At 44.6% G+C, this 18,236-nt stretch carries 17 protein-coding genes; 4 read left to right on the forward strand and 13 right to left on the reverse strand.

Going from position 1 to position 18,236, the window contains the following annotated elements; all coding sequences use genetic code 11:
* On the forward strand, positions 1-745 hold a 745-nt coding region (locus tag ACTS60_RS14305), incomplete at its 5' end, for a transketolase-like TK C-terminal-containing protein (protein WP_440888774.1).
* A gap of 234 nt (positions 746-979) precedes the next feature.
* On the opposite strand, the gene ACTS60_RS14310 is transcribed toward ACTS60_RS14305, so the two are convergent.
* The 3 genes from ACTS60_RS14310 to aroG all read right to left on the reverse strand — a co-directional run bounded on the left by ACTS60_RS14310 (position 980) and on the right by aroG (position 5,157).
* On the reverse strand, positions 980-2,542 hold the full coding sequence (locus ACTS60_RS14310) for a methyl-accepting chemotaxis protein (protein WP_440888775.1): 1,563 nt from the start codon (positions 2,540-2,542) through the stop codon (positions 980-982).
* Between the two features lie 195 nt (positions 2,543-2,737).
* On the reverse strand, positions 2,738-3,916 hold the full coding sequence (locus ACTS60_RS14315; RefSeq protein WP_440888776.1) for an MFS transporter: 1,179 nt from the start codon (positions 3,914-3,916) through the stop codon (positions 2,738-2,740).
* Between the two features lie 188 nt (positions 3,917-4,104).
* A complete protein-coding gene (gene aroG, locus ACTS60_RS14320) occupies positions 4,105-5,157 on the reverse strand; it encodes a 3-deoxy-7-phosphoheptulonate synthase AroG (RefSeq protein WP_440888777.1) in 1,053 nt (350 codons plus the stop codon).
* A gap of 459 nt (positions 5,158-5,616) precedes the next feature.
* On the opposite strand from aroG, the gene ACTS60_RS14325 reads away from it, so the two are divergent.
* Positions 5,617-6,609 (forward strand): OmpA family protein, encoded by a 993-nt coding sequence (locus tag ACTS60_RS14325; RefSeq protein WP_440888778.1) that lies wholly within the window; start codon positions 5,617-5,619, stop codon positions 6,607-6,609.
* Between the two features lie 409 nt (positions 6,610-7,018).
* Here the strand turns inward: ACTS60_RS14325 and cyoE are convergent, their stop codons facing one another.
* Genes cyoE through ACTS60_RS14345 form a run of 4 tightly spaced genes read right to left on the reverse strand, consistent with a single transcriptional unit; the run spans position 7,019 to position 10,258 of the window.
* Entirely contained in the window at positions 7,019-7,933 is a 915-nt protein-coding gene (gene cyoE, locus ACTS60_RS14330; protein ID WP_440888779.1) for a heme o synthase, read from the reverse strand.
* A complete protein-coding gene (locus ACTS60_RS14335; RefSeq protein ID WP_440888780.1) occupies positions 7,926-8,945 on the reverse strand; it encodes a COX15/CtaA family protein in 1,020 nt (339 codons plus the stop codon). Before ACTS60_RS14335 ends, cyoE begins: the two co-directional genes overlap by 8 nt.
* Positions 8,946-8,957: 12 nt before the next feature.
* Positions 8,958-9,494 carry a hypothetical protein gene (locus ACTS60_RS14340; RefSeq protein ID WP_038882933.1) on the reverse strand — a complete coding sequence of 179 codons (537 nt, stop codon included), beginning with the start codon at positions 9,492-9,494 and terminating at the stop codon, positions 8,958-8,960.
* Entirely contained in the window at positions 9,491-10,258 is a 768-nt protein-coding gene (locus ACTS60_RS14345; protein ID WP_440888781.1) for an SURF1 family protein, read from the reverse strand. The genes ACTS60_RS14340 and ACTS60_RS14345 overlap by 4 nt, the downstream gene beginning before the upstream one ends.
* Here ACTS60_RS14345 and ACTS60_RS14350 point away from each other — a divergent pair.
* Positions 10,257-10,493, forward strand: coding sequence for a DUF2909 family protein (locus tag ACTS60_RS14350; RefSeq protein WP_005425979.1), 237 nt, complete (start codon positions 10,257-10,259; stop codon positions 10,491-10,493). The genes ACTS60_RS14345 and ACTS60_RS14350 overlap by 2 nt on opposite strands.
* Before the next feature lie 2 nt (positions 10,494-10,495).
* On the opposite strand, the gene ACTS60_RS14355 is transcribed toward ACTS60_RS14350, so the two are convergent.
* Genes ACTS60_RS14355 through coxB form a run of 4 tightly spaced genes read right to left on the reverse strand, consistent with a single transcriptional unit; the run spans position 10,496 to position 14,803 of the window.
* Positions 10,496-11,380 carry a cytochrome c oxidase subunit 3 gene (locus ACTS60_RS14355; protein ID WP_010452572.1) on the reverse strand — a complete coding sequence of 295 codons (885 nt, stop codon included), beginning with the start codon at positions 11,378-11,380 and terminating at the stop codon, positions 10,496-10,498.
* Positions 11,381-11,391: 11 nt separating this feature from the next.
* Positions 11,392-11,982, reverse strand: coding sequence for a cytochrome c oxidase assembly protein (locus ACTS60_RS14360; RefSeq protein ID WP_088879987.1), 591 nt, complete (start codon positions 11,980-11,982; stop codon positions 11,392-11,394).
* Between the two features lie 20 nt (positions 11,983-12,002).
* Positions 12,003-13,643: a cytochrome c oxidase subunit I gene (gene ctaD / locus ACTS60_RS14365; protein ID WP_182026782.1), complete on the reverse strand. Its 1,641-nt coding sequence runs from the start codon at positions 13,641-13,643 to the stop codon at positions 12,003-12,005.
* The gene (coxB, locus tag ACTS60_RS14370) at positions 13,640-14,803 is read right to left on the reverse strand and encodes a cytochrome c oxidase subunit II (protein WP_440888782.1); all 1,164 of its coding nucleotides are present in this window, start codon (positions 14,801-14,803) and stop codon (positions 13,640-13,642) included. The genes ctaD and coxB overlap by 4 nt, the downstream gene beginning before the upstream one ends.
* 329 nt (positions 14,804-15,132) lie before the next feature.
* Here coxB and ACTS60_RS14375 point away from each other — a divergent pair, with 329 nt between their 5' ends.
* The gene (locus ACTS60_RS14375; protein WP_440888783.1) at positions 15,133-16,827 is read left to right on the forward strand and encodes a phospho-sugar mutase; all 1,695 of its coding nucleotides are present in this window, start codon (positions 15,133-15,135) and stop codon (positions 16,825-16,827) included.
* An 87-nt stretch (positions 16,828-16,914) separates the two neighbouring features.
* Here ACTS60_RS14375 and ACTS60_RS14380 read toward each other — a convergent pair whose 3' ends face one another.
* Both ACTS60_RS14380 and ACTS60_RS14385 read right to left on the reverse strand, forming a co-directional pair.
* On the reverse strand, positions 16,915-17,334 hold the full coding sequence (locus ACTS60_RS14380) for a GNAT family N-acetyltransferase (RefSeq protein ID WP_005426015.1): 420 nt from the start codon (positions 17,332-17,334) through the stop codon (positions 16,915-16,917).
* 88 nt (positions 17,335-17,422) lie between these two features.
* Positions 17,423-18,055: a LysE family translocator gene (locus ACTS60_RS14385; RefSeq protein WP_010452582.1), complete on the reverse strand. Its 633-nt coding sequence runs from the start codon at positions 18,053-18,055 to the stop codon at positions 17,423-17,425.
* Between the last annotated feature and the right edge of the window lie 181 nt (positions 18,056-18,236).

Genomic DNA, 18,236 nt, shown 5'->3' on the forward strand with positions numbered 1-18,236 from the left:
CATGAACGGTATCGCACTACACGGTGGTTTCGTTCCTTACGGCGCGACGTTCCTAATGTTCATGGAATACGCACGTAACGCAATGCGTATGGCTGCTCTGATGAAAGTTCAGAACATCCAAGTTTACACGCACGACTCTATCGGTCTTGGCGAAGATGGTCCAACTCACCAACCAGTTGAGCAAATCGCGTCTCTACGTCTGACTCCAAACATGAGCACATGGCGTCCATGTGACCAAGTTGAGTCTGCGGTAGCTTGGAAACTAGCAATTGAACGTAAAGATGGTCCATCAGCACTTATCTTCTCTCGTCAAAACCTAGCACAACAAGAGCGTACTGCTGAGCAAGTTGCAGACATCGCAAAAGGTGGTTACATCCTAAAAGACAGCGATGGTAAGCCTGAGCTAATCCTAATCGCGACTGGTTCAGAAGTTGAGCTAGCAGTGAAAGCAGCAGAACAACTAACTGCAGAAGGTAAGAAAGTACGCGTGGTTTCAATGCCTGCTACTGATACTTTCGACAAGCAAGATGCGGCTTACCGTGAATCTGTACTGCCTTCAGACGTGACTGCACGTGTTGCAATCGAAGCTGGTATTGCTGATTTCTGGTACAAGTATGTTGGCTTCGATGGTCGCATCGTCGGTATGACAACATTCGGTGAATCGGCACCAGCTGACCAACTGTTCGAAATGTTTGGTTTCACTGTAGAAAACGTAGTGAACACAGCAAAAGAAGTACTAGCTTAATCGCTTAGTATTTTCAGTTTTCTCTATTGCGAAATTGAAAACTGACAAGCCCCACATCTTTGATGTGGGGCTTTCTTTTTATTGGAATAAACTAGGTATCAACAAGCTTTTCATTAATACCAGTACCGTAAGTAAGTGATCAAAGTTAGTGCAAGAGAAACGCTTGAGAACAAGACTATAATTTTCAAAAAGTCGTTATTCTACAATTGGTACAAATAAGCGCTGTATCTAGAGCTATTTCTCTTCAAATTGTTGTGCCAAACGATAGAAATCTTGAACGCGCTCTTTTAACTTTTGACTGTTCTGATCAACAGTATGTGTTGCAGCAAGATTCTGCTCAGCAGTTGAAGCAATAGAGTGGATATGCTGGTTGACATCACTCGACAATTCCAATTGCTTGTTTGCAGACTCAGCGACGTTAACCATTAAACCACTCATGGTTTGCATCATTTGTTCAACTTCAGACAACCTCAGTGCACTCTGCTCTGCAACTTGAGAGCATGTATCCGTTTGTTCTTTGTTCGCAATGATATCTTGTTGCCAATTCTGAATTGTCGAAAGCATAGTATCAATTGACGCTTGAATCTGATCTGTTGCATTGGATGTTCTGCCAGAAAGAGCGCGAACTTCATCAGCGACAACAGCAAAACCACGTCCCTGCTCACCAGCTCGAGCGGCTTCGATTGCAGCGTTCAATGCTAATAAATTAGTTTGATCAGCGATACCACCAATTTCTTCCATTAAATGGCTGACTTTCTGCGCCTGATCGCTTAGTTGATAAGTTGTTTCCGTTGCTTTCTCTGCTTGTTGGCTTAATTGAGCAAGATTGCTATGAGTTTGATCGATAGTATCTTTGGCCATCATGCATGATTTGAGAGTGTCATCGATAAGAAGATGTGCATCGTTGGTACTCGAAGAAACCGAGTTGGCTGATGATTGCATCTCCTCCGCTGCATCTCTTACCTGACGAATGTCGACAGTCTGTTGACCCAAAGCAGATGAAACTTCTGAGGTCGTCTTACTTAGATCCTGTGCGAAATGTTGTAGAGGCGCTGCTGAATCTGTCATGCGTCCTAAAACAGTACGAATGCGCGCAGAAGCCATTTTGAGCTGGTAGTCTGCTATCGAAAACGGCTTGTTTCCTGAATACACCAAGCGGCTAATACTGTCATACTGCGACTGAAGTTTTTTCAGTTCAGCTGGCGTATTGATAAGTTCTTGTCTAAACAACAGTGCGAGAACCCCGGCAGGCAATATGCTTGCAAGCCAGCCAAATAAACCATCAACTGACATAGAATACGAAATTGCCGGAGCAACCAACGACCCCAGTAGGATTGCGTAACGAACGCTATCACTTATTGATAAAGACCATGCTCGCCCTGACTTCTCTGCGCCACGTAACCCTTGGTAAGCTCTAGCTGCGATATTTACCCATTCTCGCTTTGGTTTCACACGTACAGATTGATAACCCGTAACTTTTCCATTGTCATAAATTGGCGTGACATAAGCATCGACCCAGTAATAACCACCAGTTTTGGTCTTGTTTTTTACAATACCCCTCCATGCTTTGCCTTGCTTCAGCCTTTCCCACAGGTCACCAAATGCCGCTTTAGGCATATCCGAATGGCGCACTATATTGTGATTTTGGCCTAGAAGTTCATGTTGTTCAAACCCAGCAATTTGGCAAAATGCCTCATTACAATAGGTGATAACACCCTTAAGATCGGTTGTTGAAACAAGTTCGACTCCATCACCGACTAGAGACTCTTGAGCTTTATTGGAAAGATTGGCTGACATATATAATTTTCTTTGAAATTTCTATTTTTGTGGCGAGATATATACACAAATATCTAACCTATTACAAAATGTTAGAGAAAAAGTCTTAACCAAACGACAATTTTTGCTTCTTGTTAATGAATTTCTTTACAATTTATTACCAATACCAAATCAATGAGCCAATATCACAAGAGTTGATGTACTCAATCAGTGACGCTATTCCTTAATTGTTTCTTGGTGGGCCGCTTTTCTTTCTTTCGCTAAGAATATAGCCATAACCAATAAGACAAACGGCAATACATACAAGTTTAATTTCTGCCATCCCACAGTGGATTCTAACCAACCAGATAACAGAGCAGTAATCGTTACGCAGCTAAACACGAAAAACTCATTAAACGCTTGCGCTTTACTCTTATTTTTCATTTCATAACTCTGACTAAACAAGCTGGTTGCAGCAATGAACATGAAGTTCCAACCGACACCTAGTAAGATCAACCCAAAGCTAAAGTGCCATATAGACACGCCGTGAATGTTGATCGCAATGCACGCAATAAATAACATACCACCAACTAGTATCATTTTTTTAGCCCCGAATAACTCGATTAGCCTCCCGGTAAAAAAAGCTGGCAAAAACATACCTAGCACATGCCATTCAATAACACCCGCAGCTCTAGTGAAGTCAAACCCACAGCCAATCATCGCAAGTGGTGTTGCTGTCATAAGGATATTCATGACAGCATAAGCGACCATCGCTGCGAACACTGCAATCATAAAATTTGGGCGTCTGATGATATCTTTCAACGCATCGGAACTAACTGAGGCATTTGAAATATGTGCAGCTGGAAATCGGATCGTTTGCAATAAAACTAATGCAGTAACATAGAGAACAACCAATACCGCAAAAGCGCTAGTGTATAGCCCATCGGTTGACCACTTCTGTGAATAGATGGCGAGATTGGGTCCCAATACTGCCGCTAGTACTCCCCCTACCATTGATATTGAAATTGCGCGGTGCCTCGCAGATTCATCACAAACTTCAATAGCCGCAAAGCGATAGAGAGTACCGAAACCAATTCCTACCCCTAATAAAAAGGTTGAGGCGCAGAACAAAGTAAAGTTTTGCAATGATAACGCATAGGTCGCCAACAAAGCCCCGGATATACCGATGACGTTACCCAAGCTAAAACCTAAGCGTCGTCCTAATTTACCCATAATTAAAGACGCGGGGATAGTTGCAAACATTAGCCCAAGAAATTGTAACGCCACAGGTAAAGTAACCATGCTTGAAGAGGGCGCAATTTGTTTACCTATAAGGGCAATGACGGAGATCAGAAGGATATTCCCTGTCATTAATAAAGCTTGGCAAAGCGAGAGTAGCCAGACGTTTCTATTCATCTCATTCCTTGAGTGTTTTTTAATCTATTCAGATACCATAACGGATTTGATGCTAAAACACATGGGATATGTGCAACAGCGTCGTTTTCGTTGCCGTGTCTGTTTGTCACAGCAGCATCGAAAAGTGATTTTCAAGCACTAAAAAGCCAGCAATTTGCTGGCTTCTATTAATATTGAGTATTAGATGCTTATTTAGCGCGACGAGCTTTGATTGAATCAGATAATTGACGTAGAACTGTTTCAGTATCTTCCCACCCAATACAAGCGTCGGTAATGGATTGTCCATAGTTGGCTACTTTACCATCCACTAAATCCTGACGACCCTCGACAAGGTGCGATTCGATCATAACACCAAAGATTGCATCTTCACCGCCTGAGATCTGCTCAGACACATCATCAGATACAAGCATTTGACGTTTGAACTGCTTAGAACTGTTGGCATGACTAAAATCAATCATCACTTTCTTAGGCAGTTTAGCAACATCCAACTCATCTTTTATCTGAGCAACGTGCGCTGCACTGTAGTTTGGCTCTTTACCACCACGCAGGATGATATGGCAATCTGGGTTACCCGCTGTTTCGACAATAGCAGAGTGGCCGTACTTGGTTACAGATAAGAAGTGGTGAGATGCACTGGCCGAACGAATTGCATCACTCGCAATTTTAATATTGCCGTCTGTACCGTTTTTAAAACCAACAGGGCAAGAAAGGCCAGAAGCAAGCTCACGGTGAACTTGTGATTCTGTCGTACGTGCGCCAATTGCACCCCAGCTAATCAAGTCAGCAACATATTGCGGCGTAATCATATCTAGGAATTCGCTTGCTGTTGGTAGCCCCATATCTGTCAGGTCAAGCAATAACTTGCGTCCAATGCGCAAACCATCATTCAGTTTAAATGTGTCATTTAGATAAGGGTCATTGATTAGACCTTTCCAGCCAACGGTCGTGCGCGGTTTTTCGAAGTACACTCGCATCACGATTTCTAGTTGGCCACTAAGCTCATCGCGTAGCACTTTCAATTTTTTGCCGTATTCTACCGCGGCTTCCGGATCATGAATTGAACATGGCCCTACAATCACAAGTAGACGATCATCTTTTCCTTCAAGAATATTGTGGATCGCATTGCGGCATTCAAAAGTTGTTGTGGAAGCTGTTTCAGTTGCCGGAAATTTCTCTAGTACTGCTACAGGTGGCAATAACTCTTTTACTCTATTAATTCTTACATCATCAGTTTGAAACATTACTTCTACTTCCTAGTTACTATCCCTGCCCACTCATTTGTTTAAACTTTGCTCACTGCAACATTGTTCACAAAGCAAGTAAAAATAAGGTCTGTGGGCTAATTTATTCGTGTCTGTAGAAATAACTTATCGGCTTAGAGAAAGAGTTTCAATCACTTTTTTTGAAAAAATGCAAATCAACAACCAACGTTCAACTCAAAGCACGGCGTAAAAATATATGTACACGAAAATTCAAAATAATCGTATATTTTCCAATAACTTTGAAAAATTTGTCTACAATGTAAGAAATTTCAGAAGTTTGTGAGGAAGTTCGCGACGAAAATTGTAGCAAGTTCTAAGATAATGTTGCTTGATGTTAAATTAAATGACTATTAAACTAAGTTCTTATAACTCCCTAGTTTAACTAAAATTTGTTAAAACAAAGTAGAAATTAATATGCAATCAATACAAGGAAACACTATGAAAAAAGTAGCAATTGCAGTAGCAGCAGTGGTAGCTGGTGGTTTAATTAACTCTGCTCAAGCTGAAATGTATATCGGGGGCAAAGTAGGCATGACTACACTAGATGATGCTTGCTATCTGAACAGCCCTTGTGATGATGACGCTTTCGGCGCTGGCATGCACATTGGTTACGACTTTACCGATTTCATTGCTCTTGAGTATGGCGTTGATTACTTAGGTGACTACAAGGCTAATTTCAAGTCAGGGGCTAATACAGCTAATACAATTGATGGCGACCTTATGGCCCTAACGCTCGCTCCTAAATTCAACTGGCACCTAAACGATACATGGAATCTGTTCGCGAAAATCGGTGGTGCTTACATGATTTCTGGTGATGAGAAAGACTTTGTTCCAACAGGTTCATTAGGCGCAGAGTACGCTATCGATAACAATTGGAGTGTTCGTGCTGAGTATCAACGCTACCAGGACATCTCTGACAACATACTGAAAGACATGGATGCAAACTTCTTTGGTATTGGTTTTAACTACAAATTTGCGGCAGCACCTGTTGTAGCAGCAGTAGTGACCGAAGAAGTTGTTGAGGAGGTTGTAGAGCCAGAAGCAGTGATGATGACTAAGACGCACAAAGAAGAGTACGGTACAGGTACGTTTGAATTCGACAGTGCTAAACTTACTGATTCAGTCTCTGAGCGCCTAGACAACTTTGTTAACTTCCTGAACGAGTACCCACAAGCTCAAGTTGAAGTTACAGGCTACACAGACAGCTCAGGTCCAGCAGCATACAACCAAAAACTGTCTGAGCGCCGTGCTCAATCAGTGGCTGATTACCTAATTTCAGCAGGTATTGATGCAGACCGCTTCACAGTTAAAGGGATGGGTGAAGAAAACCCTGTAGCTGACAACAGCACGCATGAAGGTCGTGAGAAAAACCGTCGTGTTGAAGTACTCGTTCCTGAGTTCCAATACGAAGAACTTGTACAACCAGAATAAGAGTCCCTACTCTTTTCTCTAGTCTAAGGGATGCTTCGGCATCCCTTTTTGTTTGCCCCCTATTTGTATTTACCACTCTAACTTCCCGAACTAGCACACGGCTTAACACAAAATAGTCGTTCGCTCTCACACTTCTTGCTTCAAACTCTTCTGCGAAAGGCGACTGAACTCTCTTGTGAGTTAAGACGATGCACACTGCAATACTGAAGCATCTTAAATTGTTGGCTGTTTTGGCTCCTCTTCGTAAACAGCAATGCATAGTCTGATACTCCCATAGCCAATGAGAGAACACTTCAAAGGTTACCAATAGCTAGCGAATAAGCTTAGATAAGCAGTTTCAAAACGGTGTGATTATACAAATAAAAACCGCGCCTATTCCGCGCGTTTTAATGGCGTTGGTAAAACGCTTTTATAGTGTAAAGAGCAAACTAATGTAGTGATCAGCCAACAAGGCTACAAACAGAGCGAGTAAGTGATAAATGGAGAACTTAAAGGTTTCCATAGCGCTGTTTGGTTCAGGAGAAAACTTCAACTTCCACGCGTGATACATAAAGCCAGCATTGAGAAGTAGAGAAGAGAACAGATAAACCGAGCCAACCATTCCCACCAGCACAGGAAGAATACAAACAAGCGTGAGTAGAATCGTGTACAAAAGAATCGATGTCTTAGTGTACTCAATGCCATGAGTCACCGGGAGCATTGGAATGTCCACTTTTCGATAATCGTCAACACGATGAATGGCCAATGCCCAGAAATGGGGCGGCGTCCAAATGAAAATAATCATCACCAGCAGCCAAGCGTGAGCGTGTAATTCTCCAGTTATCGCAGTCCAACCGAGTAGTGGTGGCATTGCCCCTGCAATCCCGGCAATCACAATATTTTGTGGCGTCGCTCGTTTAAGGTACATGGTATAAACCACCGCATAGCCGAGCAAACTCAAAAACGTCATCCACGCTGTCAGTGGATTCACCAAGGCATAAAGCAACACAAAACCAATCACGCCCAAGGCAGTAGCAAAGAGCGCAACAGATGAAGGGTTGGTATCGCCCGAGGGTAATGGTCGTTTGTGCGTTCGAGCCATGCGCGCATCAATACGACGATCGATAAGGTGATTAAACGCTGCCGCCGAGCCTGCCATCAAGCCAATGCCAATGAGACCAATCGCAGCTTGTAGCCATGGGAAGTCAACGACCGGAGCTAAGCTCATGCCAACAATAGCCGTGATCAGCATAAGGGCGACCACTTTAGGCTTTGTCAGCTTTAGATAGGTTGAACCAATCTTTTTCTTACCACTTTCTAGAGGTAACGCGCTTTCTTTACTCATAGCGAACTCCTTTCGCTTTATGACTCCAACGAGCTTTACCCTGCCATAGGTAGAACTGACTAACGCAAATAAGTGTAAGCATGATAGCCGCGCCGAGATTGTGCGCCACCGCTACATAGATAGGGAGTTGAAATACAACATTGCTAACACCCAGTAAGATCTGGCAAGTCAAGGCAAACCCAATCCATATACCCAAACGTTGAGAATGATGTGAATCTTGTTTTAGAAGTAGAATGCAATATGCCAATACAACACACGCAGTAACAATCGCACCAATACGGTGACTGATATGGATCGTCATTCGAGCTGGATAATCTAATACACCAAATTCATAGTTATCAAAGCCTGTCTGCCAAAACGAAAATGCCTCTTTCCATGATAAATAACTTGTCCAGTTCCCTTCACAAATCGGCAAAGCGCTACACATCAATGCTGCGTAGTTGGAAGATGTCCAGCCTCCGAGTAAAACTTGTGCCAGCACAACTGAGAAAACAATGAATGAGAAAGTCCGAACCATTCTGGAGGAAGGTGAAAAATAAATACTATTGCGAGACTGCAGTTGACAGTAAAACAGGGCTTGTAAAACCAGTAATGTAAAGCCACCAACCAAATGCAGCATAACGATCACTGGCATCAGTTTTAGTGTCACTGTCCACATTCCGAGCGCCGCCTGTCCTAGCACTAATAAACACAGCAATACCGGAATTGTCGCATTTACGCGCTCTGCTCTCACCGCCATAACTGTCATCATCAGAATGACCAAGCCTAAAGTTCCAGCGAAGTAACGATGAATCATCTCCAACCACGCTTTCCCTTGCTCCACTGCGCGCTCGGGAAACAACGCATTTGCCTTCGTGACTTCGGCTTCGGTTTGAGGAACGAATAACTGGCCGTAGCAACCTGGCCAATCTGGGCACCCCAAACCTGCATCAGCCAGTCGCGTATACGCGCCTAACATGATGACCACAAGGGTAAGACACAGGCTGAACCTAACCAAACGACTTAACGTCATATTGCACTCTCCCTAGCCTACGCGTGACAACTTCAATAACTTTCGTAAGTCCGCCAATACGTCCTTACTTAACCGTACCAAATCCTCATTGGCTTCAGGCGTATAGGACATCACAAGCTGCCCGAGCGGATCGACGATCAACATCTGACCTGCTTTCACTCTCGATGAAAGCGCGTCATTCATTTGCATCACCACAATGCTCTGGTCAACGTCATTTGCCTCTTCCGAGGTCCATATAACAGGCACAACACGCTCCTGATATTTACCTAATGCAATATGGCTTTGCTGCATCAAGTGTATTTGTTGCTGACATTTTTTTTGGCAATCTGGGGGCAATACATACGCTAATTGCCAACCTTTTTCGTCTAACGGCGATGGCTGACCTAATTGTTCGAGCGTGATATATGGCTCAACCAATTCACCTCGATTGGTTACTCCCGTTTCGTACCAACCTTGACTCAATACAACCTTGGCAATAATCGCGGGGAGGGCAAATAGACAAATCAGAGACACCAATACAATTCGTCCTTTCGTGACTGCATTTGTCATTTCTCACCTCCTTGTGAGCGTGGTTGTCGAATCCAACGAATAAAAATCAGGATTGTGATAAGCAAAAATACGCCAGCCATAGCGAACCATTGAAAAGCATAACCAAAGTGCTTTGCACTGGTTAAAGGTAAAGGGTTCCAAGGAAATGAATACGGCCATCGCGTTAGATTGTCGGGTTGGAGGACCGTTGGCATTAACTCAACGTTAAGTAGTTGGCTAAGTTGATTGATGTTGAGGTTTTGCACTCTGATCGTATCGTCCATTTCAGCCATTAGGTCTGAACTTAGCGGATTAGTTGATTTACGATACAAACGCCCGGTGATGCCATATGGCGCTGTCAGATGTTCAACCTTAGGTAACACGGCTCTGGAGCGTTCTCCCTTCACAAACCCAAGTTCAAGCAACGCCAGAGTCGCAGGATCATGAGACATCGACACGATTTGAAACGCAAGGTAACCCACTTCGCTCTGATATGTCTGGTTATCTAATAAAATGATTGGGAGTGGTTCAGGTGTCACATTCGCTTTTACTTTAACCCCTATAACACTCTCTTCTCGCCAATCGTTCATTTCCAATACTTCAGATATGTCCTGATAAGAGGTATTTGCCCTTGCTAAAATCGCTTGCTCCAAAAACTGCTTTTCATTGCCACGTTCCAATTGCCAATAGCCCAGTTTGACCAATAGAGAAAACACAGCCACAGTTAAAAAGACAGCAACCCAAACCCATTTCGATAATATCGACGACGAAACCGGAGGTGCCATGTCAACCGTATTTCTGTTCAAATTAACGCTTGTCCTTTTGCTGCTTTTCATCATCTTTAACCTCGCAAAAGCGCTTATCGAAATGGTTCGCGAAGACCCTGAAGATTCATCGAAAAAAGGTAAACCAATGAGCCATTACCTCGGTCGTCGTGTCATGTTTTCTGCGTTAGTCGTGATACTCCTTCTGATTGCTCTAGGGGCTGGATGGATAGCCCCTAACCCTCGCCCTTACTAGCTTTACAGCACATAAACGAAAACAAACAAGCATAGCCAAACCACATCAACGAAGTGCCAATACCAACTGCCCGCCTGAAATGCAAAATGGTCTTTCGGCGAGAAATGGTCTTTGGCGATGCGGAACAGCAACACAATGAGAAAAATGGTGCCGAGACAAACGTGCAATCCATGAAAGCCCGTTAGCATAAAGAAGGTGTTTCCGTAAATACCGGATTGCAGCGTTAGTCCAATGTCTTGATAAGCGTGCGCATACTCAACGGCTTGGTAATAGAGGAAGAAGCCCGCTAAGACGATGGTGATTTCCAACCAAACAATCAATGCGGTTCGTTTGTCTTGTTCTAAGCTGATGTGTGCCATATGTAAGGTAATCGAAGACAATAACAGCAAGATAGTGTTGGTTAATGGAATCCCTTGCCATGGCATAGCTTGCGTTGTTTCCCCACCTGGCGTCGTGGTGAGCGGCCATATCGCCTCAAAACTTGGCCACAACACTTCATGGGTCATGAAGTTGTTGTCGGCACCGCCTAACCAAGGTACCGAAATCATTCTTGCGTAAAACAGAGCACCAAAGAACGCGCCAAAGAACATCACTTCTGAAAAGATGAACCAACTCATTCCTTGTCTAAATGAACGCGTGATTTGCGCACTGTATTTTCCGGTAAGGGACTCCGTGATAACGTTACTGAACCACCCTGCTAGCATGTAAAGCAGAAACAGCATACCAACCGCGAGAATAATGCCGCCAAGTGTGCCAACCGCTCCATCACTTTGGGTACCTTGAACCGTCATCCCAGCACCGACCGCAACAAGGAATAACGCAAATGCCCCAACAATAGGCCAACTGCTCTGTGCAGGAACATAATAGGTCTCAGGCTTGTTACTCATAAGTTCTCTCCTTACAGACGCTCACCCGCCTGTTGCTCACTCCTTGAGAGGCTAACTACCGACGACTCGCCCGATTGAGGAGGAAATTTGTAGAGTGTGTAAGACAAGGTCAATGTATGAATTGAATCCGGCACATCCGGTTCAATGTAGAAAATCAAAGGCATACTCGCTTGTTGCTTACCTTCCAATGGTTGTTGATTGAAGCAAAAACACTCGATTTTATTGAAGTAAGCCGCACCAGTACCCGGCGATACGGATGGTACAGCTTGCCCTACCAAGTCTTCACCACTTTGATTAAATGCAAGATATTCAGTTTGAATCACTTCGCCCGGATGAACATCCATGGATACAACCTTTGGTTTGAATTCCCAAGGCATATCTGGGCTTACGTGTGCCATAAATTCCACGCGAATGGTTCTGGTGATATCTGCTTGCATACCCGTTGGTTGAATCGCTGCCACATCACTGGTTTTGCCGTTAATGCCAAGCGCATCGCACATGATGTCGTAGAGTGGCACAAGAGCAAAACCGAAGCCGAACATCAGCGCAGTCGCTAATAGCAACTTGATAGTGAGTTTCTTATTGGATGAAGTACTTTGCATCTCACTCACCTCACGCTTTCTTAATCAACTTTTGGCGGTGTTGTGAACGTATGATGAGGAGCAGGACTTGGCACCGTCCATTCTAAACCTTCTGCACGTTCCCACGGTTTGGCTGTTGCTTTTTCACCACCACGAATACATTTGATCACCAACCACAGGAAGATAAGTTGAGACAAGCCAAAGGCAAACCCGCCTATCGATACAATTTGGTTAATGTCGGCAAACTGGATGGCGTAATCAGGAATACGTCTTGGCATCCCCGCTAAACCCAAGAAGTGCATTGGGAAGAACAATACGTTGACCGAGATGATGGAACACCAGAAATGCCACAGACTGAGCTTGTGGTCGTACATATTGCCCGTCCACTTCGGTAGCCAGTAATACGCCGCCGCCATAATTGAGAACACCGCTCCGGATACCAAAACATAATGAAAGTGCGCGACGACAAAGTACGTATCGTGGTATTGGAAGTCTGCTGGCACAATGGCCAACATCAAGCCGGAGAAACCACCTATCGTGAATAGGACAATAAAGGCAATGGCAAACAACATCGGCGTCTCAAAGGTCATGGCTCCCCGCCACATAGTCGCTACCCAGTTAAACACTTTCACCCCAGTTGGCACCGCAATCAACATGGTGCAATACATAAAGAAGAGTTCGGCGAATACTGGCATCCCCGTGGTAAACATATGGTGTGCCCAGACTAGGAATGAAAGCAACGCAATACTACAAGTCGCGTAAACCATCGAATGGTAACCAAACAGTTTTTTACCACTGAAAGCCGGAATGATTGCCGAGATAATCCCAAACGACGGCAAGATCATGATGTATACCTCTGGGTGACCGAAGAACCAGAAGATGTGTTGGAACATCACTGGGTCACCGCCACCAGCAGCATCAAAGAAGCTAGTGCCAAAGTACTTGTCGGTTAAAACCATGGTCACCGCACCCGCTAATACCGGCATCACCGCAATCAGTAAGAACGCAGTAATCAGCCAAGTCCAGACAAACATAGGCAGCTTGAACCAAGTCATGCCCGGTGCGCGCATATTTACAATCGTCACGATGACGTTGATGGCCCCCATGATGGAACTGATACCCATGATGTGTACTGAGAATACAAACAATGCCGTGCTGTCAGGGCCATAAGTTGTAGAGAGTGGCGCGTAGAAGGTCCAGCCGAAATCAGGACCACCACCTGGTAAGAACAAAGAGCCGATCAAAATGAGAAACGCAAAAGGTAAGATCCAAAAACTCAAGTTGTTCATTCGTGGTAACGCCATATCCGGCGCGCCAATCATCATTGGAATCATCCAGTTGGCTAAGCCAGTAAACGCAGGCATGACGGCACCAAATACCATTACAAGCCCATGCACGGTTGTCATCTGGTTAAAGAACTGAGGATCAACCAATTGCAAACCCGGTTGGAATAGCTCAGCGCGAATGATCATCGCCATTGCTCCGCCAGTAAGGAACATGGCAAAGCTAAACCACAAGTAAAGCGTACCGATATCTTTATGGCTGGTGGAGTAGAGCCAACGCGTTAGTCCTTTCGGCGCGTGATGATGGTCGTGATCGTCTTCAATCGCAATGGTGGTATTTGCGGTCGTTTGCGCTTCTGCTGGAGCAGACTTCACCGCTTTTTCAATTGGCTTACTCATATTTCCTCCTTGGCACTGTCTTGTGCCTTAAAGGCGTTAACATCGGATGCTTGAACGGTATCGCCAGTGTCATTTCCCCAAGCATTTCGTTGATAAGTAATAACAGCAGCAATTTCCTGGTCGCTAAGTTGGTTAGCAAAAGCTTGCATGGCGGTACCAGCTCGACCGTTCACCAATACGTCGATGTGAGCAACGACTGGTCCTTTGGCTATTTCGCTACCTTTGATAGCAGGGAATGCGCCTGGAATACCTTCACCATTTGCTTGATGGCACACGGCACAACGCGCGGTGTAAATGGACTCGCCTTGTCCCATCAAGTCTTCCATTGAAAGGTCTTGTGTTAATGCTTCTTGTGCAGCCGCTTTTTGTAATGCAATTTCTTGTTTCTTGTCTGCCATCCATTGTTCAAAATCGTCTTCCGCCATCGCATGAACGACAACCGGCATGAAACCATGTGCTCGACCACAAAGCTCGGCACACTGACCGCGATACACACCCGGTTCGTCAATCTTGGTCCAAGCTTCATTGATAAAGCCCGGAATCGTGTCTTTCTTAACTGCGAAATCAGGTACCCACCAAGAGTGGATTACGTCATCAGACGTCATTAAGAAACGAACTTTACGGTTGATTGGTAAAACGAGCGGGTTGTCCACTTCGAGTAAGTAGTGCGCCCCTTTCGCTTCGATGCCATCAATTTCTTTCTGGCTGGTAGCAAGTAGGCTGAAGAATTCGACGTCCTCACCGAAGTAACTGTAGTGCCACTTCCATTGAGAGCCTGTGATCTTCACAGTGAGGTCAGATTGACTGGTATCTTCCATCGCTACCAGTGTTTTAGTCGCTGGAATCGCCATCGCTATAAGAATAATGACGGGGATTACGGTCCAGATGATCTCCACTTTGGTGCTTTCGTGGAAATTAGCCGCAACTGCCCCTTTTGACTTGCGGTGTTTGAAGATGGCATAGAACATCACACCGAATACAACGAAGGCGATGGCGCAACAAATATAGAAGATCAGCATATGTAATTCATACACTTGCTCACTGATCCCCGTGACACCTCGTGTCATGTTGTAATCGTTCTGCTCTGACCAACTGGACGAAGAAAATGTGATAAAAATCACATTCATTAATAAGGCTAGAGTAGTTGCTAATCTTTTCAAAAGATCTCTCCTCTGCTCAGCCGCTGCGCTTGCGCGAGCTTCCTTGCTTCCCGATGCAAATATCGAACAAATTTACGAAAAATCACAAAAACTACGATTTCAGCACACTTTGTTATATTTATGTTAAAAGGCTAGTTATAGTTCAATAGTTCTTCAAGAAATTAACTGTGAATAAATTTTGTACAGACTGAAAAATAAATTCGGTTTATCGATTGCCCTCTTTGAAATCTAATTGAGAACCATTTACATTGATAGGTAAGAAACATTGGGACACTTTACAAATATTAGTGTCCAAACAAGTAGGCTCCCCCTGCTAAGGAAAGACGAATATGACAGCACAAATTACCCAATGGCTAGCACGAGACCCTGACCCTAAAACTCGCGAAGAGCTTCAGCAGCTCGTCGATGCTAACAACGAACTAGAACTGACAGATCGATTCGGATCACGCCTAGCTTTTGGTACTGCAGGCCTACGTGGCAAAGTGGGCGCGGGCCCAAATCGCATGAACCGCTTAGTGATTCAAGAAACCGCGACAGGTCTCGGCCACTACCTGATTGAACAAGTGAAAGATGCATCGTCTCGCGGTGTTGTTATCGGCTATGATGGGCGTCCGGATTCTAAACAGTTCGCACACGATACAGCTTCCGTACTGACAGCTTTGGGCATCAAGGTCTACCTGACCTATAAAGTAGCGGCGACGCCGATTGTTGCTTTTGGTGTCCGTGAACTGAATGCAGCAGCTGCTGTCGTCGTTACCGCAAGCCATAACCCGCCTGAGTACAATGGCTTTAAAGTCTACTGGGAAAATGGCGCACAGATTATTCCACCGCACGATTCTGGTATTGCTGCAAAAATTGATGATGCAACAACTAAACCGCTTCCTCTGATGTCTCTAGATGATGCAAAGCAAAAAGGATTGTTGGTTTGGCTTGAAGACAAGTACTACCAAACGTACCGCAAAGCAATGAATGACAATGCACTGCTTACGCCAGATAACAACACAGATATCTCGATCGTTTACACGGCAATGCACGGTGTCGGAGCGGAAATGGCAGAAACGTTACTTGCAGATGCTGGCTTTAAGAAAGTGGCAAGTGTTTCGGAACAGCGTGAACCAGACGGCACATTCCCTACCGTAAACTTCCCGAACCCGGAAGAAGCAGGCGCGATGGACATGGTGATGGCGCTAGGTAAATCTGTCGATGCCGATATTGCCTGTGCAAACGACCCTGACGCAGACCGCTTTGCGGTGGCAGTAAAACGCCCAGATGGCGAATACCAAATGCTGACGGGTGACCAAGTGGGTTCATTGTTTGGTGATTACTTACTGCAAGGTCAACCAAACGCGCTCGTTGGTAATACGATTGTGTCTTCTCGCCTATTAAGCAGCATTGCCAAAGCACACGGTGCAGAATACTACCAAACGCTAACGGGCTTTAAATGGCTAACCAACGTAGCAATGACGCAAGAGACAGAGGCTAATCCATTCCTATTCGCTTACGAAGAAGCGCTTGGCTACACCGTAGGGAACAAAGTATGGGATAAAGATGGCTTGTCAGCACTGGTCGCTTTCTCTCAATTGACAGGTAAGCTAAAAGCACAAGGCAAAACGCTTTGGGATAAGTTAGAAGAGTTATACCGCCAACACGGTTTCTACTTTAACGCACAGCGCAGCATTGCTCTTGATCCTAAATCACCACCAATCGGTGACAAGCTTCGCGCAAATCCACCGAAAGAGATCGCCGGTAAGCGTATTGAAGTCATTGAGGATCTAAAGTCATCACTTCGCTTCGTAACCGATGGTCCAACAGAAGCCATCAACTTACCAGCGAGTGACGTACTTATTTACCACCTAGAAGATAAATCACGTGTGATTGTTCGCCCTTCAGGTACGGAGCCTAAGTTGAAGTGTTACTACGAAGTTATCAGCGACTTCCCTGCAAAAATGGATTACGCACAAGCTAACCAAGCAGCGGAAGCGAAGATGAATGCCCTGATCGAAGCACATCAACAAAGTTTGTAATCCAAGCTTGAAGCATCGACTCTGTGACAATAGTAAATAGCAAAAGAGGCGCATCGAGCGCCTCTTTTTTGTTCTATTCAAAACGAATCAAACAATCTGCTTTTGCAAGAAGTGTTTATCGATACCCGCGGCAGGGTAACCCGAATACTGACCGACTTTTTCAAAGCCCAGTTTCAAGTAAAAGTCGAGCGCTTGGAAGCTATAAGTATCGAGATACAAATGCGTCACCCCGTGTGGCTTCACTTGCTCTTCTAGTAAAGCAATCAGCTTGCTTCCTACCCCCGACGTGCGCGCATCTGCATCAACCCAAAGGTATTCAACGAACACAGTGTTATTGAACATTTCACCCGTGAGCCCGCCAACAATCTTGCCCTCGTCATTACGAGCAAAACAACCAACAGCGTCTACATCCCCATCCGGAAGGTGCATGTTGTTATAAGCACGGATGCCATCACGGATAAAGTCGAGATCGTTTTGTTCTGGATTGAGTTTAAATTCAAGTTTCATACAGCCACTCCTTGGAAATCAGTGTGATACTAAAACAAAAAGCCAGCGAGTGCTGGCTTTTGTTTAAAAATCTGATTGTTCCTACACATTACATCGCGAAGCTACTGAGCATCCATACCGCAAGGATAACGAAAACCAAGCCCATTAACTTGCCTTGGTACATGCGGAATTTTTCATTTTCCAGTAACCCTTTGCCTAATGTACCCGCCAGCGCAACCAACAAGATGTTGAATAGCAATCCCAATACGTTTAAAAGCAAACCAAGCGCAAGCATCTGCTCACCCGAGGATGCGGTAATGTTGCTAGATACAAACTGTGGCAAAAACATCACGAAGAACACTAAGGCTTTAGGGTTCAGCAGGTTACTCATCAATGCACGCTGATAGTAAGTCGACGCCATTTTGTTCTTCTGATCTAGCTCTGGTGCAGCTGAAGCGTCCGCTCGTAAGCAGTCCCATCCCATTTTTAGTAAGTACGCGCCACCAAGTAGATGAAGCACTTTTAACGCGATTGGACTCATCGCAATTAAGGTCGATACGCCCATTGCTGCCAGTAAGGTTAAGATTACGCCTGATGTTGCATTGCCTAAACTTGCGAACAAACCGACTTTCTTACCATAACTCATGCTAGAGCTGGCTATTAGCAGCATGTCTGGCCCAGGCAATAGAAGAAGCGCAATAACAGCGGTGAGATAAACAGGAAGTACAGATAAATCGATCATGGTGGAACTAGCTATTCAAAAACAGGCGGCGGATCTTATACCAATGAATAGATAACAACCAGACCAAATACCTTTACCGCAAGATAAAATCAGAAAATACAAAAGGTTTTATGCTCAATTTAAAAACAATTAACCTTTTTGATGTTTATTTTTAATACCGATAGCAATTTTGTACAAAAAT

It is taken from the genome of Vibrio sp. WZ-1 (assembly GCF_052037695.1).
In the GTDB taxonomy this organism is placed as follows: Bacteria; Pseudomonadota; Gammaproteobacteria; order Enterobacterales; family Vibrionaceae; genus Vibrio.